Consider the following 25,668-nt stretch of genomic DNA (forward strand, 5'->3'; position numbering starts at 1 on the left):
AGGGAAGGATTTACACCCGCCGCTTTCGGGTTAGGGTCTCGGCCATCACGCCGCGCCCGTTCCGGCGCCCTATATTCGGAGTTCCTCGCCCATGGCGACCCTTCCCGCCGCCGGCCCAGAGCGGACGCTTCTCGGCCATCCGCGCGGCCTGTTCGTGCTGTTCTTCACCGAAATGTGGGAGCGTTTTTCCTTCTACGGGATGCGCGGCCTGCTGGTGCTGTACCTCACCAAGCATTTCCTGTTCGACAAGAGCCACGCCAGCCTCGTCTACGGCGCCTATCTGTCGCTGGTGTATATCACCCCGGTCATCGGCGGGTGGCTGGCGGATCGCTATCTCGGCGGGCGCAAGGCGGTGCTGTTCGGCGGCATCGTCATCGCCATCGGCCACTTTCTGCTCGCGTTCGAGGGGCCGGGGGGCAATGCCGATCCCTTCTATGTCCAGTTCTTCTTCCTCGGCCTCGCCTTCGTCATCACCGGCACGGGCTTCCTGAAGGCCAATATCTCGGCGATCGTCGGCCAGCTGTATGCGCGCAACGATATCCGCCGCGATCCGGCCTACACCATCTTCTACATGGGGATTAACGTCGGCGCCTTCTCGGGCGCGATCCTGTGCGGCCTGCTGGGCGAGCTGGTCGGCTGGGCGTGGGGCTTCGGCGCGGCCGGTGTCGGCATGTTGGCCGGCCTGATCGTGTTCGTCACCTTCAAGGCCGAATTGCTCGGCCGCGCCGAACCGCCCCGCCCCGAACATCTGCGCGGCAAGGTCGCGGGGCTCAGCCGCGAGGCGTGGATCTACCTCGGCGCGATCGTCGGCGTGATCGCCTGCTGGCAGCTGATCCAGAATACCGCGCTGGTCGGCACATTGCTGGGCGTGTTCGGCGCCTTGCTGGTGGGCTATATCCTGTGGACCGCCGTGCGCCACCTGCCCCCGGTCGAGCGCGACCGCATCTTCGCGGCGATGGCGCTGATCGTGGGATCGATCCTGTTCTGGGCCTTGTTCGAGCAGGCCGGTTCCTCGCTCAACCTGTTCACCGACGAGCGGGTCGATCGTACCTTCCTCGGCCTTCAGGTGCCGGCTTCGGTGTTCCAGTCGATCAACAGCTTCTGGATCATCACCATGGCGCCCGTGCTCGCCTGGGCGTGGACGGCGCTGGCGCGGCGCGGGTGGGAGCCTTCGGCGCCGGCCAAGTTCGGCCTCGCGCTGATCCAGGTCGGCGTCGGCTTCCTCGTCCTCGTCGCGGGCGCGCTGGCGGCGGGCGACGGGCTGACGCCGGCGATCTTCATCTTCCTGCTCTATTTCTTCCATTCGACCGGCGAACTGTGCCTGTCGCCGGTCGGCCTTTCCGCCATGACCAAGATGGCGCTGCCGCAGATGGCGGGCCTGCTGATGGGCACCTGGTTCTTCGCGACCGCGACCGGCAATTTCGCCGCCGGGCTCATCGCTTCGGCGACCGGCGCGGAGGGCGCGGGCGCGGCGCAGATCACCGACGTCTATACCCGCGTCAGCCTCGTCGCGATCGGCTTCGGCGTGTTCATGCTGGTCATCGCCAAGCCCTTCGGCAAGCTGATGCACCTGTCCACATTGGGGCAGGACGATCACCGGCTGGCAGGGCAGGACGTGATCGGCGAGCCGGAGGCGGCCGGCACGCGGCTGGAGAATGAACTCAAGCCGCAGTGATGGCCGCAATGATTGCTTGGGGTGGCGCGGCCCGCGTATAGGCCGCGCCTCACCAGCCGGAGAGGGCAGCATGGGCCGCAAATATTTCGGGACCGACGGGATTCGCGGGCGGACCAACACCGCGCCGATGACGGCCGAGATCGCGATGCGCGTGGGGCAGGCGGCGGGCACCCGCTTCCTGCGCGGCCGCCACCGCCATCGCGTGGTGATCGGCAAGGATACCCGCCTGTCGGGCTATATGATGGAATCGGCGCTGGTCGCGGGCTTCACCAGCGTCGGCATGGATGTCGTGCTGGTCGGGCCGATGCCGACCCCGGCGGTGGCGATGCTGGCGCGGTCGATGCGCGCCGACCTCGGCGTGATGATCTCGGCCAGCCACAATCCGTTCGTGGACAATGGCATCAAGCTGTTCGGGCCGGACGGCTACAAGCTGTCCGACGCCGACGAGATCGAGATCGAGGCGATGCTGGAGCGCGCGCCCCCACTGGCCGCCCCGCACGAGATCGGCCGCGCCCGCCGGGTGGACGACGCGCAGGGCCGTTATATCCACGCCGCAAAGGCGAGCTTCCCCGAACATCTGCGGCTCGACGGGCTGCGGCTGGTGATCGATTGCGCCAATGGCGCCGCCTACAAGGTCGCGCCCGAGGCCCTGTGGGAATTGGGCGCGGAGGTGATCGCGCTCGGCGTCAGCCCCAACGGCATCAACATCAACGATCATTGCGGCTCGACCGACCCGACCGCCTTGCAGGCCAAGGTGATCGAGACCCGCGCCGATCTCGGCATCGCGCTCGATGGCGATGCCGATCGGCTGATCGTGGTGGATGAAAAGGGCCAGATCGTCGACGGTGACCAGCTGATGGCGCTGATCGGCCTCGCCCAGCATCGCGCGGGGCTGCTGAAAGGCGGCGGCGTGGTGGCCACGGTAATGTCGAACCTCGGGCTGGAACGGTGTCTGGGCGGGCAGGGGCTCAGCCTCGTCCGCACCTCGGTCGGCGATCGCTATGTGGTCGAGGCGATGCGCTCGGGCGGCTACAATCTCGGCGGCGAGCAATCGGGCCACATCATCCTGGCCGATCATGCGACCACCGGCGACGGGCTGGTCGCGGCGTTGCAGGTGCTGGCCGAGCTGGTCGAGAGCGGCCGCAAGGCAAGCGATCTGCTTCATATGTTCGATCCGCTGCCGCAACTGCTCAAGAACGTCCGTTACGCAGCCGGTCAGCCGCTCGAGGCCGAGGCGGTGAAGGCCGCGATCGCCGACGCCGAGGCGAAGCTGAGCGGCACCGGCCGGCTCGTCATCCGCAAGTCCGGCACCGAGCCGCTGATCCGCGTGATGGCCGAGGGGGAGGATGAGGCGCTCGTTGGCGCGGTGGTCGATCAGATTTGCGAGGCGGTGCGGAAGGCGGCGTGATCCCGCGCATCCTCTCCATCGCCGGATCGGACAGCGGCGGCGGCGCCGGCATCCAGGCCGATATCAAGGCGATCACGCTCAATGGCGGCCATGCGATGACCGCCATCACCGCGATCACCGCGCAGAATACGCTCGGCGTGACGGCGGTGGAGCCGGTGCCGGTCGCGATGATCCTCGCCCAGATCGACGCGGTCCTGTCCGACATCGGCGTCGATGCGGTGAAGATCGGGATGATCGGATCGGCGGCGGCGGCCCATGCGGTGGCCGATCGGCTGGAGGCGCTCACGGGCGTGCCGATCGTGTTCGATCCGGTGATGATCGCCACCAGCGGCGCGGCGCTGGCCGATGCCGATACGATCGCGGCCTTCGCGCGGCTGATGGCGGTGGCGACGGTGGTGACGCCCAACGCGCCTGAACTGACCGCGCTGACCGGGCTGGCGATCGACGACGTGGCCGGTCTGGCGGCGGCGGGCGAGGCGCTGCGTGCCCGGACCGGCGCGGCGATCCTCGCCAAGGGCGGGCATCTGCCGGGCGGACGGCTCACCGATCTGCTGATCGAGCGGGGTGGCGAGGTTCATCGCTGGACCGATACGAAGATCGAGACGCGGCACACCCACGGCACGGGCTGCACCCTGGCCAGCGCGCTGGCGACGGGGCTGGGGGCGGGGCTATCGCTGGTCGAGGCGGCGGCGCGGGCGCGGGCCTATGTCAGGGCCGGTCTGCTCGCCGCGCCGGGGCTGGGCGCGGGGCATGGGCCGCTTGGGAATCCCGCCATCGTTCTGAATTGATGCCGGAATGGATTTGTCACGAAACCGATCGGCCGGATCGGCGTTTTCGGGAATGTGGAGAGGGGCAGAAGACTCTCCTCCCGAGGAGAGCCCGCCATGAAGATCGACCAACCCATGATCGGCCACGCGGACATCCCGCACACCGTAATGCCCGTGAAGGGGCAGGGGCTCAGCGCGCTGATAGCGCTCAGCATCCTGTTCTGGATCGCCGTCGCGCTGTTCGCCGACGCGGTATCCTGATCGGTCAGGCGGCGCTGGCCAGCACCCACACAGCGCCGACGATCGACACCCACAGGCCCAGGTTGAGCGCGAGCAGCCCGCGATAGAGCTTCTTCATGTCGCGCGGTTCGGGCTGGACCTGCTCGATCGTCACGGGCTCCGCGACGACATGGCGGGCCGGCTCCCGCAGCTTCAGCGCAACCACCTGTCCCCGCATCTCGAATCCCCTTTGTCCGCCCTGTGCGTCCGTCGAGGTCGTTCTAGGGCCGATCCGGTTAACGAATCGTAGCGATGGCCGCCCGTCTCGACCTCCCCCTGGCTGGGGAGGATCAGGCAGGGCAGGCGGCAGGCCGGTCGATCAGCTGTTAACCAGCACCCACTGCGGGCCGCGCGCCGCCTGGCGGGTGGTGAAGCGGTAGCCCATCTGCTTCAGCTTATCCCAGCTCATCACCACCGCGAAACGGCTGTCGAGCACCAGCGTCTCGGGCACATTGCCGCGCGCGACATCGACCGTCAGGACGACATGATATTCCTTCTGCTCGGTCCAGGCCGTCGCCAGCCGCAGCGCCGAGGTCGGCCAGCCGGCCTTCATCAGCCGGTCCCGCGCGGCCAGCGCGATATCCTCGCAATCGCCGGCAGCGCCCGTCGCCACGGTCCAATATTCCGCCTTGCCGTAGACCGCCTCGTCGCTGACCCGGCGGACCGAGCGGAGCGAGGCCTGGACGGCCTGGAGCTGGCGCCACTTGCTGGCATCGAGCTGGACCGCCTGGCACGAGGGGTCGCGGCCATTGCGGGCGCAGAAATCGAGCCATCCGGCGGGCGGCATGGCGAGCCCGCCGTCGCGCATCGCCGATGCGGTCGGCGTCGCCACCGTGGCGCAGCCGCCGAGCAGGGTGCCCGCCGCCAGCGCCGCCACCGCCATCATCTTCGGGAGAAACTTGTTGATCGCCATGTCCACCACCTGCCTGTTCGCTTGCAGGAGGTGGGTTACCGTCGCGGTCACCAAGGCCCGGCTACCAGCCTTGGTTGCCGAAAAATTAGGGATATTGGGCCGTTTTCATGGCCTGAGAACACGAACGGCGGGGAATTACCCCCGCCGTGTGGCTTGTTCATTGTCCGCCTCACGGCGGAAGGCGGCACCGGCCCGCTCCCCCACCCGGCCACCCAACGGCAGTATCTTATGGGTGGCCGGGTGGGGGAGCGGGCCGGTGCCGATCTCTCCTCTTAGAAGAAACGCTCGCGGACGCGGATGATATCGCCCGGCATCACCGCGTCGCTGGGAAGGGCGCTCTGCTCCTTCTTCGCGGGATCGGAGGCGCGGATCACCATCACCGCATCCTTGCGGCCGCGATAGGTATAGCCGCCGGCCAGCGCGACCGCGTTGAGCACGGTCATGCCCGACACGAAGGCATATTTGCCCGGCTCCTTCACCTCGCCCAGCACGTAGAAGGGGCGATAGTTGAGCACTTCCACCGCCACGGACGGATCGCGCATGTAGCCGTCGCGCAGCTTGGTCGTGATCTCGGCGGTCAGCTCGGGCAGGGTGCGGCCCTGCGCCGGCACCGCGCCGATCAGCTTGAGCGCCAGATTGCCCGAGCCGTCGACCTCATATTCGCCCGACAGCGTATCGTCGTTGTAGACGCTCAGCCGCACCTTGTCGCCCGAACCCAGGCGGTAGGCGGCGGCGTCACCCGTGGTCGTGGTGGTCGCGGTAGGCGGCGCCATGTCCGCTGCCAGCACCGGCGAAACGATCGAGCCGGCGACAGCCAAGACCGAGAGGAACGGGAGGATCACTCCGCGCCCAGCGAAACCCATACGCATCTCCGATGAATCCCCCATATGCCGATTCAGCATCATCCCCTATATCGCGTTCCAACGCCTATGTCCCGTGATCTATTGAAAAGACTGTTCGGCCGCGCGCCGGAAGCATCCGCGCCGAGCCTGCCGCCCGGTTTGCGCGTCTATGCCATCGGCGATGTGCATGGCCGACTCGATCGGCTGATGGCCGTCGAGGCGGCCATCGCGGCGCATATTGCGGCGCACCCGCCGGAGGGCGACGCGCTGGTGATCTTCATCGGCGATTATGTCGATCGCGGCCCGGATTCGCGCGGCGTGATCGAGGCACTGGCCGGCCTGCGCTTCGCCGGGCTGCCCGCCCGCTGCCTGATGGGCAATCACGAGGATGCGATGCTCCAGTTCCTGGAGAGCGCCGCGATCGGCCCGGCCTGGTTCGAATATGGCGGCATGGCGACGCTCGCCAGCTATGGCGTGAAGCCCGCCGGGCCCGAATCGGTCGATCGATTCGAGCGGCTTCGCCAGGGACTTGTCGCCATATTACCCGACTCGCATCGGCGATTCCTGGGTGATCTGGAGCTGTCGATCGAACTGGGTGACTATCTCTTCGTCCATGCCGGGGTCCGGCCGAGCCGGGCGATCGATCAGCAGCAGCGCGACGACCTGCTCACCATCCGTGAACCGTTCCTCAGCCACGACAAACGGTTGGCATTGAGGGTGGTGCATGGCCATACCGTGACGGATCGCCCGGTTTTCCGCCAGAATCGCATCGGGATAGACACCGGCGCCTATGCCACCGGCATGCTGACCTGCCTCTTGATCGAAGGCGAGGCGGCGTCGATCCTGCCTGTCGCATGAGGCGTGTAAACGAAATGTTTCTGGCGGGGCGAGGTGTTGCGGCGCAACAATCCACAGGCTTTGCAGAGAAAGCTGTTGCGGATGCGAAATCTTAGGTAGGCGAAAGGCCACACCTGTGGTAGCGCCGCAATAGCAGAATTCTGACCAAAGCGGTCGTTAACAGGGGGCAGGCATGGCAATCGGTTCGATGAAGACGCTATTGGGCGTCGTGAGTGCGGCGGCTCTGGTGGCTTTTGCGACCGTGCCGGCTTCGGGCCAGGAAGTGACCCTCACGGCCGAGCAGGCTTCGGAAGCCGCCGCGGCGGCCGGTGATCCCGCCGCCTTCGCCCTGCTCGTCGCCGCCGCCTCGCCGGCGGTCGCCGCCGCGATGGTGCAGGCCGCCGTCGCCGCCAGCCCGGCTTCGGCCGGCGCGATCGCCTCGGCCGTCGTCGCCGCCGTCCCCGCCTCGCAGGCCGCCTCGATCGTGACTGCGGCCGTTTCCGCCGCGCCGGCCTCTGCCGCGTCGATCGTCACGGCCGTCGTCACCGCGACCCCGGCCGCCGCCGCTGCGGCGGCGGGTGCCGCCATCGCCGCTTCGCCCTCGACCGCCGCTGCGGTCGTGACCGCTGCCACCGCGGCCGCGCCGGCCTCGGCCACCGCCATCGTGAGCGCGGCCGTCACGGCTTCGCCCTCGCAGGTTGCCGCGATCGTGAGCAGCGCCGCTACGGCGGCCCCGGCTGCGGCGGCGAGCATCGCTTCGGCCGCCGTCGCGGCTGCGCCGGCCGGCCAGCAGGTCGCCGCCGCCGCCGCCGCCGTTGCTGCCGCTTCGGCGGTGCCGGGTGCGGCAAGCGCAACGTCCATCGCGGCCACGGTCACCAGCACCACGCCGGCGGCCGGCAATGCCGCTTCGGTGACGGCAGCTGCGGCCCGTGTCGATGTCGCTGCGACGATCGCGGCGTCGACCCCGGTGGCGACGCCAGCGGCTGCGGCGCCCGTGGCGACCGCTTCCGTTACGCCGACGGCAACGACCGCACCGGTCACCGTGGCGCCCACTCCGCAGGTCGTGGTGATCGTGGAAAACCCTGCGGTTACCAACGTCAGCCAGTCCTGATCCCTGCGGACCCCTTTCGGGGTCCGTTTCTTATCAGTCTCATAACTTCCTGACATACGGAGAACGTATGCGCGCGTCCGCTCGCCTTCTTGCCTCGATCGCTCTTGTCGCCGCCCCCATCGGCATCGCACAGGCGCAGGTTCTGCCGACCACGCCGGCGGACTCCAACGACGTGTCGGCGCTGCCGAACCGTCCCGCGCCGGAGCGCAACGACGCTCGTGCCCAGGATCGTGCGACCCAGTCGCTCGATCCCATCGGTGCGCATTTCGGTTCGTTCACGGCCTTCCCGAAGATCGAAGGCGGGCTGATCTACGACAGCAACATCTACGGTCTCGAGCGCGAGACCGACGACATGATCGCCAAGATCTCGCCGAGCCTGACGATCCAGGGCGACACGGGTGTCTACAAGGGCACGCTGCGGGTGGCGCTCGATCGCTATCAATATTTCAACCGCACGCTGGAAAACCGCACCGATTACGCGATCGGCGGCAATCACAGCCTGGAGGTCGCGCCCGAGACGTTCCTGACCGCCAACGGCGCGTTCAGCTTCAACCATGAAGATCGCGGTGATCCGAATGCGCTGGCGACCAACCTGCGCCCGACCGAATATTATCTGTACGAGCTTGGCGCCGGCTTCGCGCGCGATCTGTCGACCTTCCGCGTCGGCCTCGATGGCGGCTTCAAGAGGTACGATTACAACAACGCCCGCCAGATCGGCGGCGGCATCACCAATTTCCAGGATCGCGATCGCAACCAGTATAAGGTCGCGGGTCGCGCCGGCTTCGAATTCTCGCCCGGCTACACCTTTGTGGCGCGCGCCGTGTGGGACAAGGTCGATTATGATCGCAAGTTCAACGGCCAGGGCTTCCAGCGGTCGTCGGACGGCTTCCGGCTTTCGGGCGGCGTCGGCTTCGAGCTGAGCCAGTTGCTGACCGGTGAAGTCTATGGCGGCTGGCTGCGTCGCAACTACGACGACGCCCGCTACCCGACCATCAGCAAGCCGTTGTTCGGCGGTGCGCTGACCTGGTATCCGACCGAGCTGACGACGGTGAACGTCAACGTCGATCGCAGCGTCGATGAAACGCTGGCGCCGGGCTTCTCGGGCTATACGACCACGTCGTTCAGCCTGAACTGGACTCACGAGCTGACCCGCACCTTCCAGCTGAACGGCGGCGGGCGTTACGGCCACCTCAATTACGGCCTTTCGAGCATCGGTACGGTGGATCGGTCGGATGACACGTACGGCCTGAACGTCGGCATCCGCTACATTCTCAACCGCAACATCTACACCAGCCTCGGCTATGATTATTCGGCGCGCCAATCGACCGCTGTCGGCGTTGGCTCCGATTTCAAACGTCACAAGGTTCTGGCGACCGTCGGCATCCAGATGTGATACAAGGCCGCAGAATCGCTTGATAAATTTGTTGTGAGTAGATGATGGCGGCTGCGGCGGGGTTTGCGGATGGTATTTCCGCAGAAGAGGAATCGGGCATCGATCTCGGCGGGGTGCTGCGGTTCCTCCGCCGCCGCTGGGCCTGGATCCTCGGCACCGCCGTCGTCGTCGCGCTGGTCGCGGGGCTCGCCCTCCTTCAGGTGACGCCCCGCTATTCCGCGACCGCCTCGGTCGCGGTGCAGACCCAGAAGACCCAGGTCGTCGACATCCAGGACGTCGTGCAGGGCCTGACTCCCGATGTCGCGACGATGGAAACTCAGGCGTCGATCCTCCGGTCGATGCGCCTGTCGGAGCTGGTGATGAACCGGCTGAAGCTGGACACCGATCCCGAATTCAACCCGACGCTGAAGCAGACCACCGGCTTCCGCCTGCTGAAGCCCTCGACGTGGTTCGGCTCGGCGCCCGAGCCGGTGCTGACGACCTATCAGAAGGCGCGCATCCGTTCGTCGATCATCGCGCGGGTGCAGAAGGCATTCGGCATCGCGCCGGTGCTGAAATCCTACGTCATCAACATTGCCGCCACGTCCGAGGACCCGGAGAAGTCGGCGGCGATGGCGAACACGCTGGCCGATCTCTACATCAGCGACGGCATCGAGGCGAAATATGACGCGACCAAGCGCGCGTCGGCCTATCTCGAATCGCGCGTCGAGGAACTGCGCCAGGCAGCGGTCGAATCGGATCGGCAGGTCGAGGCCTATCGCGGTTCGGCGCGGCTGGTCAGCAGCGACATGGGCACGGTCGATACCCAGCAGCTGTCCGAGATCAACTCGCAGCTCATCCTCGCCCGGTCGGAGCGCGCCGCCAAGGAAGCGCAGCTCAACCAGCTTCGCAGCCTGACGTCGCGCGGCGGCAATGGCGTCGATACGGCGGCGGCGGTGATCTCTTCGCCGCTCGTCCAGGCGCTGCGCCAGCAGGAGAGCGAGGTCGTCCGCAAGCTCGGCGATCTTCAGGCGACCTATGGCGATCGCCACCCGCGCATCATCAACGCCCAGTCCGAATTGCGTGACCTGCGCTCGAAGATCGAGGACGAGGTGCGCAAGCTGGCCGCCGCCACCTCCAACGAGGTGCAGGTCGCCCGCGCCCGCGAAGGCACGCTGTCCGGTAGCCTCGGTTCGATCGAGGGCCGCGTCGTGCGCGGCGGCCAGGCGAGCGTGCGGCTGCGCGAATTGCAGCGCGAGGCCGACGCCAATCGCGGCATCTACGAAACCTTCCTCAACCGCCTGAAGGAAACCCGCCAGCAGGTGGACGTGCAGACGGCGGATTCGCGGATCATCTCTTCGGCCAACGTGCCGGTGCGCCCGTCCTTCCCGCAGGTGGGGCAGACGCTGGCGCTGGCGCTGGTCGGCGGCATGATCGCCGGCATCGTCCTGTCGCTCGGCCTCGAGCGGCTCGACAATACGGTGCGCGGGGCCGACGCGGTCGAGGCGATCGGCGGCGGCACCACGCTTGCCTTCATCCCGATCGTGAAGGGCGATTACGACCGGCCCGAGGATATCGTGATCGAGCGGCCGCAGGCGATGGCGGCGGAATCACTCAGAACCCTGCGCAGCGCGATCGCCCTTTCCGACGTGGATACGCCGCCCAAGGTGGTGATGCTCTCCTCGTCGGTGCCGGCCGAGGGCAAGACCTTCGTGTCGACCGGCCTGGCCCGCGTGTCGGCGCAATCGGGCCTGCGCACGATCATCATCGACGCCGATATGCGCCACCCGCGCGTCCACCATGCCTTCGGCATGGAGAACAAGGCCGGGCTGGTGCAGGTGCTGAGCGGCGAGACCTCGCTGGCGAGCGTCCTCCAGCGCGACGCCGGCACGGGCGTGGACGTGCTGAGCGCGGGGCATGGCGCGGTCAATCCGCCCGATCTGCTGCGCTCGCACCATATGGAGCAGCTCGTCCAGCGGCTGCGCGACACCTATGATTTCGTGGTGATCGACACGCCGCCGTTCACCCCGATGACCGACAGCCAGATCGTGTCGCGCCTCGTCGACAAGATGCTGCTCGTCGTCCGCTGGGGCCATACGCCGGTGCCGGTGGTGCAGACGACCCTGCGCCAGGTCCACCGCATCGGCGCGCCGCTCGTCGGCTCGGTGCTCAGCCAGGTCAATCTCCAGCGCCAGGCCACCTATGGCTATGGCGACTATGGCTACCATTATTCGCGCTACGGCGCTTATTATGGCGCTTCGGCCTAGCGCGATCGCCCTGGCCGCTTCGGCGGTTCCGGCGATACTGCTCGGATATCTGTCGGTCCGCTCTCTGGGCGCCGCGCTGACGTCGCTGCCGAGCGACGCGCTGGTCCAGGCGATGCGGACGCGCGACACCGCCCCGCCGACCCCCAAACAGCTGGCCGACACCGCCCGCGCGCAGGCCACGGCGGCCGGCTGGTTCGAGCGGGCGCGCTACAGCAGCGCCGCGCTGAGCGCGATCGCGCTCTCGCCGCCGCTGCAACGTTATCGGCTGGGCGGCGACATGGGCGCGCCGGCGCTGCTGGCGGGCGCGCTCTCCGCCGCGCCGGCCGCGCCGTTCAACTGGGTGCGTCTGGCCGAACAGCGGCTCGACGCGGGCGACAAGCGCGGCGCGGCTCGACGCGGGCGACAAGCGCGGCGCGGCCAAGGCGTGGGAGATGTCGGTGCTGACCGGCCGCTACGTGCCCGGCCTGATGACCTCGCGCCTCTACGTCGCTTTCCGCATGTTCCCGACCGAGGACATGGAATTGCTCGATCTGCTCAAGGATCAGGTGCGCGTCTCGGCCGAGGCCGATGGGCGCGAGTTGGCCCGCGCGGCGCAATTTGGCTTCGCCGATGCCTTCGTCCGCGTGGTGCTGGCGAGCGACACGGCGCTGGTGCGCAATTTCGATCGCGGCATGGCCTATAATATCGCTGCCGATGGCGCCGCCGCGTGGCAGGCGATCAATGCCGACCGCGCCCGCCGCCTGCGCGAGCGCGCCCGGGCAGGGGCGGCACGATGAGCGAGGCGCTCGCCGATCTTCCGATCGCGGATGCCGCCGTCGAGAGCCGCGAGAGCCGCCGCTCGGCGCGCTGGCCGTGGTTCGGCTTCATGGCCCTCGTCGCGCTGCTGCCGCTGCCGTTCGGCGGCAACACCCCCTGGGCATGGAGCTTCGCCGGGTTGATCGCCTCGGCCCTGATGCTGGTGTGGGCGCTGCTCGCGATGCGCGGCCGCGCGCCGGTGGCGTGGCGCGGTGCGCTGCTCGTGCCCTTGCTGCTGTTCGCGCTGGTGGTGGTGTGGATCCTCGTCCAGACGCTGGCGCCGGTGCCCGAGGGCCTGGCCAATCCGATCTGGCAGATGGCGTCGGAGGTGCTGGGTGCCAGCCTTCCGCGGCGGATCAGCGCCGATCCCGAAGGCGGGATGGTCGGGCTGATCCACCTGCTCACCAATGCGGCGGTGTTCTGGATCGCGCTGCAATATGGCCGCGATCGCGATCGGGCGGAGACGCTGCTGGAATGGATCGTCCTCGCCTCGCTCGGCTATGCGATCTACGGCCTCATCAACTACTTCGCCGGCAACGACACCTTGCTGTTCCTGACGCGCACCAACTATCGCGGCGACGTCACGGGCACGTTCATCAACCGCAACACCTATGCGACCTATGCGGGCGTGACGCTGCTAGCCGCGATTGTGCTGGCGATCCGCCATTACCGCACCAAATATCGCGTGTCCGATCCGTCACTGAGCCGGGCGGGGCGGAGCGTGGAGGCGATGGGCGGGCCGGCGGCGGTCTATGCGACGGCGGCGGTGGTGATCGCGATGGCGTGGCTCCAATCGCACTCGCGCATGGGCTTCGCCTCGACGGCGGCGGCGACGGTGGCGTTGCTGGCGCTGCTGCGGCTGACCGGCATCATCCGGGGCTGGCTGATCCTGCTGCTGCTGGCGGTGGCGGCGGGCATCGGCCTGTTGATGGTGAGCGGGGCCGGGCTGATCGAGCGGCTGGACGCGACATCGAGCTTCGATCGCGCGCCATTGTTCGACGATGTGCGGGCGATGATCGGCAGCACGCCGTGGATCGGATCGGGCTACGGCAGCTTCGCCAGCGTCTTCCCGCTGTTCCGCCAGCCACTGCTGGCGACCGGCGGCGACATCACCCAGGCGCACAACACCTATTACGAACTGTGCGCCGAGATGGGCATTCCGGCGACGATCCTGCTGGTGGGCGCGGTCGCGTGGCTGGCGGCGCTGTGCCTGATCGGCGGCATCCGCCGGACCCGCGACCAGGTGATCCCGATCGTCGCCTTCGCCGCGACGGTGCTGGTGGGCCTGCACGCGACGACCGATTTCAGCCTCCAGATCCCCGGCATGGTCGTGACCTATATGGCGATCCTGGGCGTGGGCGTGGCCCAGAGTTGGAGCCCGGAGCAGCGGCGGCGGGGGACCTCGCGGTAGGGCAGGGGCAGGTGACCGAGGCGGATGGGATATCGGGCACCCGATAACGCGTGCTTCGATCTAACACACACCGATCTTTACCGTCGGTGGAGCGGGTACAGGCGGTCGTGGCAAGCCGGTTTCGTCAGGCCGCAGGCCGCTTTCCATATTACCCAGGATCCGGCCATTGACCGAAAAATGGTGATGATCGAGATCGATGCGGGCGTGCATCACAGCCGCCGTGCCGATCCCGGCGAGGTTGACCGCCATCGCCGGCATGCCGCTCCCAGCCAATGCGAACCACACCAACGAGGGTGACCGGCACGGCCACCGCTACGCCTCGCAAAGAACCTGCTCACATGGCTTCGGATCGGTCGTGCGGATCGTCATCGCTAGAATTGCCAGGCCGATCGCCGAGGTCAGGGCGCCGGCTATGGCGACCGCCGGATACCCAAGCCCGGCGGCAATCACACCGCCGCCCAGTGCCGCACCGATCGCGTTTCCAAGGTTGAACGCGCCGATGTTGACGGACGAGGCCAGGTTCGGAGCATCCGCCGCGGCCGCCATCACGCGAATTTGCAGAGGCGGCACTAGCGCAAAACTGGCGATTCCCCACAAGAGGATAATTGCCGCGCTTGCGACGGGGGAGGGCATGACCAGCGCGTAGCCCACGAGGATCGCGCAGAGCGATGACAGCGTCACCAGCAGGGTGCGATCGACGGAACGGTCCGCGAATTTGCCGCCCAGCCAGTTGCCGATGGTGAGGCCCACACCGTAGATGATGAGCATCGCGGTGACGAAGCCGAGCGAGGCGTGCGTCACCTCGCGCAGGATCGGCACGATGTAGGTGAAGACCGTAAACATCGCGCTCGCCCCCACGACCGTCAGCCCCAGCGCACCGAGCACCCGCCCACGGCCGAGCACACGCAGTTCGGCCATGGCGTTACCGTCCTGCGGGGCGGGAAGGGCAGGTAACGTCAGGCGTAGCGCCGCCATCGTCGCAACGCCCAGGACGGCGATGCCCCAGAAGGCGGCTCGCCAGCCCAGATAGGCGCCCGCCCAGGTGGCGAGCGGCACGCCGACGACATTGGCAATGGTGAGCCCCATGAACATCGCCGCCACCGCGCCCGCTTGCCGCTGCGGCGGCACGAGGCCCGCCGCGACGATCGAGCCGACGCCGAAGAAGGCACCATGATTGAGCGACGTTATCATCCGCGCGACCAGCAGCATGCCATAGCTGTCGGATACCGCCGACAGCACGTTTCCCGCGGTGAAGATCGCCGCCAGCCCGATGAGGAGACGTCGACGGGGAACACGGCCGGTCGTGAGTGTCATCAACGGCGCGCCGAGCATGACGCCGAGCGCATAGGCGCTTATGAGCAGACCCGCGGCGGGAATCGACACGCCGAGGTCGGTTGCCATGAGCGGCAGGAGACCCATTGGCGCGAATTCCGTCACGCCGATTCCGAAGGCGCCGGTAGCGAGCGCGAGCAATCCGGGATTGAGTTTCATGGGTGCCCCTTTCAGATGGCGGCGGGAGCAAGACGGGCAAAACCCTCCTGCTGACGGTACGGCGTATGCGGATAGGGCGGCAGCACATCGCTGGCGGCGTCCAGGAGCGCCACCTGCTCCGCGGTAAGCGACCATCCGACGGCGCCGAGATTCTGCCGTAGCTGCTCCTCGTTGCGCGCGCCGATGATGACCGACGCGACAGTGGGACGTCGAAGCAGCCAGTTGATTGCGATCTGCGGGACGCTGCGGCCCGTTTCGACAGCGACGGACTCCAGTGCGTCGATCACGCGATAGAGAAATTCGGTTTCGACCGGTGGGGCGAATTGTTCGGTCGCGTGCAGCCGGCTGCCTTCGGGCAACGGCCGGCCGCGTCCGATCTTGCCGGTGAGGCGCCCCCAGCCGAGCGGGCTCCAGACCAGCGCGCCGACGCCCTGATCGAGGCCAAGCGGCATCAGGTCCGCTTCATAGGCGCGCCCGATCAGCGAGTAATAGACCTGATGCGCGACGAGGCGCGGCCAGCCTTTGGCCGTCGCGAGCCCCTGCGCCTTCATGAGCTGCCAACCCGGATAATTGGAGACGCCCGCATAGCGCACCTTTCCTGCCGCGATCAGCCGACCAAGCGTGTCCATCAGTTCCTCGGTCGGGGTCGAGGCGTCGAAGGCGTGCAACTGGAGCAGATCGATGTGATCCGTGCCAAGCCGGCCCAGAGAGGCATCGACCGCCCGCAGCAAGCGGGCGCGCGATGAGCCCCAATCCTGCGGTCCATCCCCCATGGGCAAACCTGTCTTGGTGGAAATGAGTACGTCATCGCGGCGGCCGCGTATCGCCTGCCCCAGAACCTTTTCCGAGGCGCCATCGGAATAGACGTCGGCCGTATCGAAGAGCGTCACGCCCGCGTCCAGGCAGATATCGATCAGACGCCGTGCGTCCGCTGTGTCGCTCGTGCCCCAGGCGCCGAAGAGCGGCCCCGTGCCGCCGAAGGTTCCCGTCCCGAAGCTGAGCGCGGGCACCCGCAGGCCCGAGGCACCCAGTTGCCGATATTCCATGGTCGCGTCCTTGAATGAAGCCCATGCATAGATGGACGCGACGCGCGTGGAGCGGTAGTAGCCAGCGAAGCGAAGGATTTTTGCATTGTATTCAAAGATCGGCTCAGGATCGGATCGCGCCCGCTCGCTTGAGGTCTTTATCGCGATCGTCGATTGCGGCAGCTTCTCGGCGGCCGGGCGGCAGCTGGGGCTTACCCCTTCGGCAATCAGCCGTGCGATCGATCGGATCGAGGCGCGTCTCGGCGTGCGGTTGCTCCTACGCTCGACCCGGGCGCTGTCCCTCACGGCGGAAGGCCAGGCCTACCTCCTGTCGGCGCGGCGGATCCTCTCCGATCTCGACGAGGCCGAGCAGCATATCGCCGATCAGGGCGCGCCACGAGGGAGGCTGCGCGTCAGCGCTGCGCTGTCTCACGGAAGGCTATGCATCGTCCCGCTGTTGGGCGAGTTCGTCAGGCGCCATCCGCATATTCTCGTGGATATCGCGCTCAACGATACGATCGTCGATATCGCCGCCGGCGAGGCGGACGTCGCGATCCGCTTCGGGCCACTGGCCGACAGTGCGCTCACCGCGCGCAAGCTGGGCGAGAATGGTCGCGTGATCGTCGCGTCGCCGCACTATCTCGATCGACACGGCATCCCGGCAGTGCCCGAGGATCTGCTCACCCATAATTGCCTGAATTTCGATTTTCGCCGGGTCGAGCCGGTGTGGCCGTTCGTGCGGGAAGGCCAGGAATTCTGCCTGTCGGTGAAGGGCAACATCGAGGCCAACAACGGGGAAACGCTCGGCCAACTCGCCGCGATCGGGATCGGGATCGCCCGTGTCGGCGCGTTCAGCGTTTCAGCCGAGCTTGCCGATGGACGACTCGTCACGATCCTCGACGATTTCAATCCCGGTGATGTCGAGCTGATTCATGCGGTTTTCGTCGGCGGCGCCAACACCCCCGCGCGCGTCAGGGCGTTTGTCGATTTTCTGGCGGAGCGACTATAGGCATTGGCTGACAGATACGGCGAGTGACGATGCGTCCGCCTCAATCGACTGTACGCCTCCTGCATCAGAGTGCGTGGTCTATATACAGCATTAAACGAGCAGTGACTCCGGCACCGCATAGCCCCATTCCGCATATTTGCGGGCGATGATCCGCGCCATCAGGCGGAGTTCGGGGGAGGTGTCGCCGACCCTCTGGCTCATGATGATCGGGCTGGTGGCCGGCTCGACGAGATCGCGGTAGCGGACGTCTTCGGTGCGGGAGCGGCGGACGGATTCGGGGATGATGGCGATGCCCTCCTCGGCGGCGACCAGGCCGATCGCGATCTGGAGTTCACGCGCCTCGTAGACCACCTTGGGTTCGATACCGTGGTCGTGGAACAGCGACAGCACCTGATCGGCGTAGCTCGGCCGGGGAAAGCGCGGGTAGAGGATCAGCGGCTGGGCGGCGAGGTCGGCCAGCGAGATGGGCGTCGTTTCCTGCGCCAGCGGGCTGCCGGCGGGGAGGGCGACGACCAGCCGTTCGTTGCGGAGGATCGTGCGGCGGACGGCGGGATCCTCGAAGCGGATGCGGCCGAAGCCGACATCGATCCGCCCGTCCTTCAGCGCGGCGATCTGGTCGAACGTCACGCTCTCCACCAGCACCAACTCGACATCCGGCGCCTCGCCGCGAAACTCGCGGATGAGTTCGGGCAGGCGGGCGTAGATCGTCGAGGAGACGAAGCCCATCGTGAAGCGCCGCCGCTCCGACGAGACGGCCGCGCTCATCATCGTGCGCATGTCGTCCATCCGCCGCAGCACCTGCACGGCCTGTTCGTGGAACAGGTGGCCGACGTTGGTGAGCTTGAGCGGGCGGGCGGTGCGGTCGATCAGTTCGGCGCCCAGTTCCGCCTCGAGCTGCTGGATGGCGCGGCTGAGCGGGGGCTGGGCGATATGCAGCTTCTCGGCCGCGCGGTTGAAGTTCCGCTCGGCGGCGACCGTCACGAAATAGCGGAGATGTCGCAGATCCATCCTGAATACCCCGAAGGTATCGATCCCAGACCGCATTGATCTTTGCGGCGGTTCGTTCCGCAGCGTAGCCCTCGCTCGAACAAAGATAAAGCGAGGATGTGCCGGGATCATGGCCAGTATCTGCCAGGTCGATACCCTGATTATCGATGTGCCGACCATCCGGCCGCACATCCTCGCGATGGCGACGATGCACCAGCAATCGATCGTGATCGTCCGCCTGCGCGATTCCGATGGGATCGAGGGCATCGGCGAGGGCACGACGATCGGCGGCCTCAGCTATGGCGAGGAGAGCCCCGAAAGCATCAAACTGGCGATCGACACCTATATCGCGCCGCTGATCCTGAACGCCGGCACGGTCGGCGTGTCCGCGCTGATGCGGCGGGTCGGCAAGATGGTGCGTGGCAACCATATCGCCAAATGCGCAGTGGAGACGGCGCTGCTGGACCTGGCCGGCAAGCGGCTGGGCGTCCCGGTGTCCGAACTGATCGGCGGCGGGCGGGTGCGCGAGTCTCTGCCGGTGGCGTGGACGCTCGCCAGCGGCGACACGGCGCGCGACATCGCGGAGGCCGAGGCGATGCTCGACCAGCGCCGCCACCGCATCTTCAAGCTGAAGATCGGCAAGCGCGCGGTGGCGGACGATGTCGCCCATGTCGGCGCGATCTGCCGCGCGCTGGGTGACCGGGCGAGCGTGCGGGTCGACGTCAACCAGAATTGGGACGAGGCGCAGGCCGATCGCGGCATGGGGATGCTGTTCGACGTGGGCGTCGATCTGGTCGAGCAGCCGATCGCGCGCGATGCCCTGCCGGCGATGGCGCGGCTCTCGGCGCGCCACACCATTCCGCTGATGGCGGACGAGGCGCTGCACGGCCCGCGCGACGCCTTCGCCATCGCCGCCACCGCCGGCGCGCGCATCTTCGCGGTCAAGATCGCCCAGTCGGGCGGGCTCCATGCCGCCAACGATGTGGCGCGGATCGCCGAGGCGGCGGGGATCGGCCTGTATGGCGGCACGATGCTGGAGGCCGGCGTCGGCACCGCCGCCTCCGCGCAGCTGTTCGCGACCTTCCCGAGCCTCGCCTGGGGCACCGAATTGTTCGGCCCGCTGCTGCTGACCGAGGAACTCCTCGCCGAGCCGCTGGCCTATGCCGATTTCGAGCTGGCCGTGCCGACCGGGCCGGGCATCGGCGTGTCGCTCGACGAGGACAAGGTGGCGCGCCTGCGTCGCGACCGCACCGCGCCGATCCTCCACGCCGTCGGTGGGAGGGCCTGAGCGATGCTGTTCATGGTCGAGATGGACGTGAATATCCCGCTGGGCTTCGATGCCGACGAGGCCGCCCGGCTGAAGGCGGCGGAGAAGGCGCGTTTTCAGGAACTTCAGGCCGCTGGCACCTGGCGCCACATCTGGCGGGTCGTCGGCCGCTACGCGAACGTCAGCATCTTCGACGTGGCCGACAATGCCGCGCTGCACGACCTGCTGACCACGCTCCCTCTGTTTCCCTTCATGACGATGCGGGTGACCGCGCTCTGCCGACACCCCTCATCGGCCCACGACGACGATCGCTGAACGGCGGCACCCCGAGACTTCCCAGGAGAGACAAGATGGACGTTAGCTTCGTAGGAACCCCGCCGATCCAGGATCTGCTCGATCGCGTCGCCGGCGTGTCGTCGCCCGAGGGCGATCCCAGGCTGAAGGCGATCGTCCGCGACCTGATCGAATCGATCATGACGGTCATCGTCCGCCATGACATCGGCGAGGACGAGGTGTGGGGCGCGGTCAGCTATCTCCAGAAGAGCGCGGGCGAATTCGGCCTGCTGATGCCCGGCACCGGCATCGAGCATTTCCTCGACCTGCTGATGGACGCCAAGGATGCCGAGGCCGGCCGCACCGGCGGCACTCCGCGCACGATCGAGGGGCCGCTCTATGTCGAGAACGCGCCGCTGGTCGATAATGACGCCAACCTCACGTCGGACCCGGACGATACCGACACGCTCTACATGACCGGGCGGGTGCGCGGGCCGGATGGCGAGGCGGTCGAGAATGTCATCCTGCATGTGTGGCACGCGGATTCGAAGGGCTTCTATTCGCACTTCGACCCGACCCACGAGCAGACCCCGTTCAACAACCGCCGGCGCATCAGGCTGGGCGCGGACGGGCGTTATGCGTTCCACTCGAAGATGCCCAACGGCTATAGCGTGCCGCCGGGCGGCGCGTCCGACACGCTGATGAAGGCGCTCGGCCGCCACGGCAATCGTCCGGCGCACGTCCATTTCTTCGTCGAGGCGCCGGGCTATCGTCAGCTGACGACGCAGATCAATTTCGGCGACGACCCCTTCGCCGCCGACGATTTCGCCTTCGGCACCCGCGAGGGTCTGTTGCCGGTGCCCAACCGGCAGGGCGACACCGCCCACATCGCCTTCGATTTCGAGCTGCAACGCGCCGACGAGAAGGCCGACGAGACCTTCTCCACCCGCGAGCGGCTCGTCGTCGCCTGACATTCGGCAGAGGAGAAGAAACCATGACTTCGCTCCGCGAACGCCTGGAGACCGCCGTCGTCGAGGACAAGGCCGAGGGCGTCTATCGCTGCCGCCGCGACGTCTTCACCGACGAGGCGCTGTTCGATCTCGAGATAAAGCATATCTTCGAGGGCAATTGGGTGTTCCTGGCCCATGAGAGCCAGATCCCCGAGCCGAACGATTATTTCACGACGTGGATCGGCCGCCAGCCGATCGTCATCACCCGCGACAAGGGCGGCGAATTGCACGCCGTCATCAACGCCTGCGCCCATCGCGGCGCGATGCTGTGCCGGCGCAAGCATGGCAACAAGGGCAGCTTCACCTGCCAGTTCCACGGCTGGACCTTCGCCAACACCGGCAAGCTGCTGAAGGTGAAGGACGGCAAGACCGGCGACTATCCCGCCTCGTTCAACACCAAAGGCTCACACGACCTGACCAAAGTGGCGCGGTTCGAGAGCTATCGCGGCTTCCTGTTCGGCAGCCTCAACCCGGACGTGCTGCCGCTCGAGCAGCATCTCGGCTCGACCAGGGTGGTGATCGACCAGATCGTCGATCAGGCGGCGGACGGACTGGAGGTGCTGCGCGGCAGTTCCTCCTACGTCTACGACGGCAATTGGAAGCTCCAGATGGAGAATGGCGCGGACGGCTATCACGTCAGCGCGGTCCACTGGAATTATTCGGCCACGATGGGGCGCCGCAATTACGAGGCGGCCGGCACCCGCACCGTCGATGCCAACGGCTGGTCGAAGAGCGTGGGCGGTGTCTACGGCTTCGATCACGGCCACATCCTGCTGTGGACCAACCTGCTCAACCCCGAGGTCCGGCCAGTCTACGCCCATCGCGACGCCATCGCCGAGCGGCTGGGCGAGACGCGCGCCGACTTCATCGTCCGCCAGACGCGCAACCTGGGCCTCTATCCCAACGTCTACCTGATGGACCAATTCTCGACCCAGATCCGGGTCGTGCGGCCGATCAGCGTCAACCAGACCGAGGTGACGATCTATTGCTTCGCGCCGAAGGGCGAGAGCGCGGCCGAGCGGACCCTGCGCATCCGGCAGTATGAGGATTTCTTCAACGTCAGCGGCATGGGCACGCCCGACGATCTGGAGGAATTCCGCGCCTGCCAGGAGGCTTATGCCGGCGCCGGCGAACTGTGGAACGACCTCAGCCGGGGCGCGGTCCACTGGGTCGAGGGGGCGGACGAGAATGCCAAGGCGATGGGCCTCGAGCCCGCGCTCAGCGGCGACCGCAGCGAGGATGAAGGACTCTTCGTCCGCCAGCATGAATATTGGGCGCAGGCGCTGATCGCGGCGATCGATCGCGATGGTGGCGGGGGCGGGGGCAGCAGCGTGGCAAAGCCCCACAGCGGGCTGAGGGTCGCGGCATGAGCCTCTCGATCCAGCAGGTCACCGATTTCCTCTATCGGGAAGCGCGGTTGCTCGACGATCGCCAGTGGGACGAATGGCTCGAATGCTATTCGCCCGAGGCGGAATTCTGGATGCCCTCGTGGGATGACGACGACCGGATCGTCGAGGATCCGGCGCAGCATATCTCGCTGATCTACTATCCCAACCGCGACGGGCTGGAAGATCGCGTGTTCCGCATCAAGACCGAGCGATCGGGCGCCACGATGCCCGAGGCGCGGACCTGCCATTTCATCACCAATATCGAGATATTGGGGCAGGACGAGCATCTGCTCGACGTGCGGTTCAACTGGCAGACGCTCAGCCACCGCTACAAGACGACCAGCAATTTCTTCGGCACGTCCTTCTACACGCTGGATATCCGGGGGGCGGCGCCGCTGATCGTCACCAAGAAGGTCGTCCTCAAGAACGATTACATCCATCAGGTGATCGACGTCTACCACGTCTGATCCGCGCCTGACCGAGAGGGATCATGGCTTACAGCATCGCACTCAATTTCGAGGACGGCGTTACCCGTTTCATCGACTGCAAGGCGGGCGAGAAGGTGCTCGACGCCGCTTTCCGCCAGAAGATCAACCTGCCGATGGATTGTTCGGACGGGGTTTGCGGCACCTGCAAATGCCGGTGCGAGCAGGGCGAGTATGATCTCGGCGAAGACTATATCGACGACGCGCTGACCGCCGACGAAGCGGAGGAGGGGCTGGTCCTCACCTGCCAGATGGAGGTGTCGTCCGATTGCGTGGTCGCGGTGCCGGTGCCGTCCAGCACCTGCAAGGTGCGCCCGACCGAGCATGGCGGCGAGGTCACCTCGGTCGAGCTGGTGTCGGACAGCACGATCGTGCTGGGGATGAAGCTCGACCAGCCGGCCGCGCTCGCCTTTCTGCCGGGGCAATATGTCAATCTGGTGGTGCCCGAAACGGGGCAGCATCGGGCCTATTCCTTCAGCTCGAAGCCCGGCGCGGCGGAGGCCAGCTTCCTGATCCGCAACGTGCCGGGCGGGCTGATGAGCGAATGGCTCGCGCGGCAGGCCCGGCCCGGCGACCGGATGAGCTTCGTCGGGCCGAACGGCAGCTTCTTCCTGCGCCCCGTCGACCGCCCGGTGGTGATGCTGGCGGGCGGCACCGGCCTCGCGCCGCTGCTGTCGATGCTGGAGGTGCTGGCGGACACCGGCACCGATCAGCCGATCCACCTGATCTATGGCGTCACGGAGGAGGGCGATCTGGTCGAGATCGACCGGATCGAGGCGCTCGCCACGCGCCTGCCGACCTTCACCTGGGCGGCCTGCGTCGCCAACCCGGAGAGCGGCTATCCGCTCAAGGGCTACGTCACCCATCATCTGGCCGACAGCCATCTGAACGCGGGCGATTGCGACATCTATCTGTGCGGCCCGCCGCCGATGGTGGAGGCGGTGCGCACCTTCCTGAAGGAGAAGGCGGTCGAGCCGGCGCACTTCCATTATGAGAAGTTCGCGCCGAGCGAGGCGGCATGATCTTCGCGGGCCGCTTCGCCGGCAAGGTGATGGTCGTGACGGGCGCCGCGCAGGGCATCGGCCGGGCGGTGGCGCTGCGCGCGGCGGCGGAGGGCGCCCGCGTCCTGCTGGTCGATCGCGCGGATTTCGTGGGCGACGTCGCGGCCGAGGCGGCCGGCGAGGCGGCGGCCTTCCCGACCGATCTCGAAACGCATGAGGGCGGGGCGGCGGCGATGGCGGCGGCGATCGAGCGGTTCGGGCGGATCGACATCCTCGTCAACAATGTCGGCGGGGCGATCCGTATGCGCCCGTTCGACCGGTTCGAGCCGGCGCAGATCGAGGCCGAAATCCGCCGCTCGCTCTATCCGACGATGTGGTGCTGCCACGCCGTTTTGCCGCACATGCTGGCGGCGGGCGGGGGCACGATCGTCAACGTCTCCTCCAACGCGACGCGCGGCATCCGCCGCGTGCCTTATTCGGCGGCCAAGGGCGGCATCAACGCGCTGACGCAGAGCATCGCGATGGAATATGGCGAGCAGGGCATCCGCATCGTCGCCACCGCCCCCGGCGGCACGGAGGCCCCACCCCGCCGCATCGCCCGCAACGCCGAGGGCGACAGCGCGCAGGAGCAGGCGTGGATGGCCGAGGCGGTGGCGCAGGTGACGGCCTCCACCTTCGTGAAACGCTATGCGACGCTGGAGGAGCAGGTCGCCCCGATCCTGTTCCTCGCCTCGGACGAGGCATCCTACATCACCGGATCGGTGCTGCCGGTGGCGGGCGGCGATCTGGGCTGAGGACGCCGCCTTCCGTTTCGCGATGTGGGATGGCGCGCCATCGCGCTCTTGGTGTCGCCCGCGATCCCGATCACCCTCCGCATCGAGCGGGCGCCGAAGCGCCTGACCCGAGCGAGAGAGATGATGATGGCGCGTCCCCGGTTTCTGGCCCTTCTCGCGGTGATGGCCGCATGTTCCGCCGTCGCGCAATCGCCGATCCTGACCCCGCCGGCCGGGCCTTCGCCGGGCACGGCGATGGCGTTCGATGTCGGCAGCAAGCAGGGCGACGCCTTCGCCAACCTGCCCGCCGGCACGATCCAGATCAGCAATTATGGCGAGCGGCCGGTCTTTTCACCCGATGGGAAGAAGATCGCCTTCATCGGCAAGAGCTATGGCGACGCCTTCGAATATGACATCGCCAGCGGCGAGACGCGCAACCTGACCAATGGCTTCGCCCATTCGGGCTTCATCCGCGTCCATTATCTGCCCGACGGTAACTACCTCCTGCTGGGGCCGGTCACCAACACCGGCGACCGGCTGGCGATGCGGCGGCAGGGGATATCGCTCTGGTTCATGGACAGGAGCGGCAAGCGGGCGCCGGTGGCGCTCGGCATGAAGCTGATGGAGGGCATCGCCGTCTCGCGCCGCACCAACCTGATCGCGTGGAGCGACGCGGCGGGCGGCGGGATCGGCGAGACGGCGCCCGACACCAGGCCCGACGAGACCACGGCGGTCTTTACCGGCCGGGTCGAGGTGGATGCCAAGGGAGCGCCCCGCCTGGTCGAGGTGAAGGAGGCTTTCCGCCGCCGCAACATCGACTGCTATCCCGAGCCGCAGGACTTCCGCGACAAGGATCGCGAGCTGATTCACGCCTGCTACAGCATCCATTATGTGTTCCAGCCGGGCCTCTACCACCTCAACACGGGGGTCTGGGCGGCGCGGCTCGATCGGCCCGAACTGATCCGCTATCGCGGCGAGCGGCCCGACGAATATGCCGAGCCCGAGGGCATCAGCCCCTCCGAACGCTGGACCCTCGTGGAGTGCGGCCAGACCAACCGCAGCGGCCTCGACATCTGTCGCCTCACGCTGGAGCCGGACAGCAACGACTATCGCAAGCTGACCCATGTTATGGATTATGGGCGGTGGAAGGCGTCGAACCCCGTCGTCAGCCCGGATGGCAAGTGGATATCCTTCCAGTCGGGCAAGGCTTTCGAGGAGGCCGGGATCGGCCATGGCATCTACCTGATGCCGCTGCCGGCGGAGCTGCGCTGAGGCCTTCCCA

At 67.2% G+C, this 25,668-nt stretch carries 26 protein-coding genes; 18 read left to right on the plus strand and 8 right to left on the minus strand.

Translation table 11 applies throughout. From position 1 onward, the window contains the following. Positions 1-91: 91 nt before the first annotated feature. The 4 genes from PQ455_RS02445 to PQ455_RS02460 all read left to right on the plus strand — a co-directional run bounded on the left by PQ455_RS02445 (position 92) and on the right by PQ455_RS02460 (position 4,111). On the plus strand, positions 92-1,675 hold the full coding sequence (locus tag PQ455_RS02445; protein ID WP_273688886.1) for a peptide MFS transporter: 1,584 nt from the start codon (positions 92-94) through the stop codon (positions 1,673-1,675). A 70-nt stretch (positions 1,676-1,745) separates the two neighbouring features. Next, positions 1,746-3,083: a phosphoglucosamine mutase gene (gene glmM / locus PQ455_RS02450; protein WP_273688888.1), complete on the plus strand. Its 1,338-nt coding sequence runs from the start codon at positions 1,746-1,748 to the stop codon at positions 3,081-3,083. Next, positions 3,080-3,871, plus strand: a complete 792-nt coding sequence (gene thiD, locus PQ455_RS02455; RefSeq protein ID WP_273688890.1) for a bifunctional hydroxymethylpyrimidine kinase/phosphomethylpyrimidine kinase — start codon at positions 3,080-3,082, stop codon at positions 3,869-3,871. The genes glmM and thiD overlap by 4 nt, the downstream gene beginning before the upstream one ends. 96 nt (positions 3,872-3,967) lie before the next feature. Next, entirely contained in the window at positions 3,968-4,111 is a 144-nt protein-coding gene (locus PQ455_RS02460; RefSeq protein ID WP_273688892.1) for a hypothetical protein, read from the plus strand. 4 nt (positions 4,112-4,115) lie between these two features. Here the strand turns inward: PQ455_RS02460 and PQ455_RS02465 are convergent, their stop codons facing one another. The 3 genes from PQ455_RS02465 to PQ455_RS02475 form a co-directional block, all read right to left on the minus strand. Next, a complete protein-coding gene (locus PQ455_RS02465) occupies positions 4,116-4,307 on the minus strand; it encodes a hypothetical protein (RefSeq protein ID WP_273688894.1) in 192 nt (63 codons plus the stop codon). A 141-nt stretch (positions 4,308-4,448) separates the two neighbouring features. Continuing rightward, the gene (locus tag PQ455_RS02470; protein ID WP_273688896.1) at positions 4,449-5,093 is read right to left on the minus strand and encodes a transglutaminase-like cysteine peptidase; all 645 of its coding nucleotides are present in this window, start codon (positions 5,091-5,093) and stop codon (positions 4,449-4,451) included. 221 nt (positions 5,094-5,314) lie between these two features. Next, positions 5,315-5,884 (minus strand): polysaccharide biosynthesis/export family protein, encoded by a 570-nt coding sequence (locus PQ455_RS02475; RefSeq protein ID WP_273688898.1) that lies wholly within the window; start codon positions 5,882-5,884, stop codon positions 5,315-5,317. 102 nt (positions 5,885-5,986) lie between these two features. On the opposite strand from PQ455_RS02475, the gene PQ455_RS02480 reads away from it, so the two are divergent. Beyond that, complete coding sequence (locus PQ455_RS02480; protein ID WP_273688899.1) at positions 5,987-6,742, plus strand: metallophosphoesterase family protein; 756 nt, start codon at positions 5,987-5,989, stop codon at positions 6,740-6,742. Between the two features lie 156 nt (positions 6,743-6,898). Here the strand turns inward: PQ455_RS02480 and PQ455_RS02485 are convergent, their stop codons facing one another. After that, the gene (locus PQ455_RS02485) at positions 6,899-7,762 is read right to left on the minus strand and encodes a hypothetical protein (protein ID WP_273688901.1); all 864 of its coding nucleotides are present in this window, start codon (positions 7,760-7,762) and stop codon (positions 6,899-6,901) included. Between the two features lie 137 nt (positions 7,763-7,899). Between PQ455_RS02485 and PQ455_RS02490 the strand changes: the two genes are divergently transcribed. The 4 genes from PQ455_RS02490 (at position 7,900) to PQ455_RS02505 (ending at position 13,677) form a co-directional block, all read left to right on the plus strand. Then, positions 7,900-9,225 (plus strand): outer membrane beta-barrel protein, encoded by a 1,326-nt coding sequence (locus PQ455_RS02490; RefSeq protein WP_273688903.1) that lies wholly within the window; start codon positions 7,900-7,902, stop codon positions 9,223-9,225. A gap of 44 nt (positions 9,226-9,269) precedes the next feature. Next, entirely contained in the window at positions 9,270-11,471 is a 2,202-nt protein-coding gene (locus tag PQ455_RS02495; protein WP_273688905.1) for a GumC family protein, read from the plus strand. 431 nt (positions 11,472-11,902) lie between these two features. Further along, the gene (locus tag PQ455_RS02500; protein ID WP_273688907.1) at positions 11,903-12,247 is read left to right on the plus strand and encodes a hypothetical protein; all 345 of its coding nucleotides are present in this window, start codon (positions 11,903-11,905) and stop codon (positions 12,245-12,247) included. After that, on the plus strand, positions 12,244-13,677 hold the full coding sequence (locus PQ455_RS02505) for an O-antigen ligase family protein (RefSeq protein WP_273688908.1): 1,434 nt from the start codon (positions 12,244-12,246) through the stop codon (positions 13,675-13,677). The genes PQ455_RS02500 and PQ455_RS02505 overlap by 4 nt, the downstream gene beginning before the upstream one ends. A 60-nt stretch (positions 13,678-13,737) precedes the next feature. Here the strand turns inward: PQ455_RS02505 and PQ455_RS02510 are convergent, their stop codons facing one another. From PQ455_RS02510 to PQ455_RS02520, 3 genes are read right to left on the minus strand one after another with little or no spacing between them, the layout of a single operon-like run. Continuing rightward, positions 13,738-13,935 (minus strand): hypothetical protein, encoded by a 198-nt coding sequence (locus PQ455_RS02510; RefSeq protein ID WP_273688909.1) that lies wholly within the window; start codon positions 13,933-13,935, stop codon positions 13,738-13,740. Between the two features lie 54 nt (positions 13,936-13,989). Continuing rightward, positions 13,990-15,168, minus strand: a complete 1,179-nt coding sequence (locus PQ455_RS02515; protein WP_273688911.1) for an MFS transporter — start codon at positions 15,166-15,168, stop codon at positions 13,990-13,992. Positions 15,169-15,179: 11 nt separating this feature from the next. Beyond that, complete coding sequence (locus tag PQ455_RS02520) at positions 15,180-16,214, minus strand: aldo/keto reductase (RefSeq protein ID WP_273688913.1); 1,035 nt, start codon at positions 16,212-16,214, stop codon at positions 15,180-15,182. Between the two features lie 85 nt (positions 16,215-16,299). Here PQ455_RS02520 and PQ455_RS02525 point away from each other — a divergent pair, with 85 nt between their 5' ends. Further along, complete coding sequence (locus PQ455_RS02525; protein WP_273688916.1) at positions 16,300-17,202, plus strand: LysR family transcriptional regulator; 903 nt, start codon at positions 16,300-16,302, stop codon at positions 17,200-17,202. Positions 17,203-17,292: 90 nt separating this feature from the next. On the opposite strand, the gene PQ455_RS02530 is transcribed toward PQ455_RS02525, so the two are convergent. Further along, positions 17,293-18,210: a LysR family transcriptional regulator gene (locus PQ455_RS02530; protein WP_273688918.1), complete on the minus strand. Its 918-nt coding sequence runs from the start codon at positions 18,208-18,210 to the stop codon at positions 17,293-17,295. Between the two features lie 109 nt (positions 18,211-18,319). Here PQ455_RS02530 and PQ455_RS02535 point away from each other — a divergent pair, with 109 nt between their 5' ends. From PQ455_RS02535 to PQ455_RS02570, 8 genes are all read left to right on the plus strand, one after another. Then, positions 18,320-19,477: a muconate/chloromuconate family cycloisomerase gene (locus PQ455_RS02535; RefSeq protein ID WP_273688919.1), complete on the plus strand. Its 1,158-nt coding sequence runs from the start codon at positions 18,320-18,322 to the stop codon at positions 19,475-19,477. Positions 19,478-19,480: 3 nt separating this feature from the next. Further along, complete coding sequence (gene catC / locus PQ455_RS02540; RefSeq protein WP_273688921.1) at positions 19,481-19,771, plus strand: muconolactone Delta-isomerase; 291 nt, start codon at positions 19,481-19,483, stop codon at positions 19,769-19,771. 35 nt (positions 19,772-19,806) lie between these two features. Next, positions 19,807-20,700: a dioxygenase family protein gene (locus PQ455_RS02545; protein WP_273688923.1), complete on the plus strand. Its 894-nt coding sequence runs from the start codon at positions 19,807-19,809 to the stop codon at positions 20,698-20,700. Between the two features lie 23 nt (positions 20,701-20,723). Further along, a complete protein-coding gene (locus tag PQ455_RS02550) occupies positions 20,724-22,109 on the plus strand; it encodes a Rieske 2Fe-2S domain-containing protein (protein ID WP_273688925.1) in 1,386 nt (461 codons plus the stop codon). Next, entirely contained in the window at positions 22,106-22,594 is a 489-nt protein-coding gene (gene benB, locus PQ455_RS02555; protein ID WP_273688927.1) for a benzoate 1,2-dioxygenase small subunit, read from the plus strand. Before PQ455_RS02550 ends, benB begins: the two co-directional genes overlap by 4 nt. Positions 22,595-22,617: 23 nt before the next feature. After that, positions 22,618-23,634, plus strand: a complete 1,017-nt coding sequence (benC, locus tag PQ455_RS02560) for a benzoate 1,2-dioxygenase electron transfer component BenC (RefSeq protein ID WP_273688929.1) — start codon at positions 22,618-22,620, stop codon at positions 23,632-23,634. Beyond that, positions 23,631-24,407 carry a benzoate diol dehydrogenase BenD gene (benD, locus tag PQ455_RS02565; protein WP_273688931.1) on the plus strand — a complete coding sequence of 259 codons (777 nt, stop codon included), beginning with the start codon at positions 23,631-23,633 and terminating at the stop codon, positions 24,405-24,407. Before benC ends, benD begins: the two co-directional genes overlap by 4 nt. Positions 24,408-24,533: 126 nt before the next feature. After that, a complete protein-coding gene (locus PQ455_RS02570; RefSeq protein WP_273688933.1) occupies positions 24,534-25,658 on the plus strand; it encodes a TolB family protein in 1,125 nt (374 codons plus the stop codon). The last annotated feature ends 10 nt before the right edge of the window (positions 25,659-25,668 follow it).

The sequence above is a fragment of the Sphingomonas naphthae genome (genome assembly GCF_028607085.1).
Lineage (GTDB): Bacteria > Pseudomonadota > Alphaproteobacteria > Sphingomonadales > Sphingomonadaceae > Sphingomonas_Q > Sphingomonas_Q naphthae.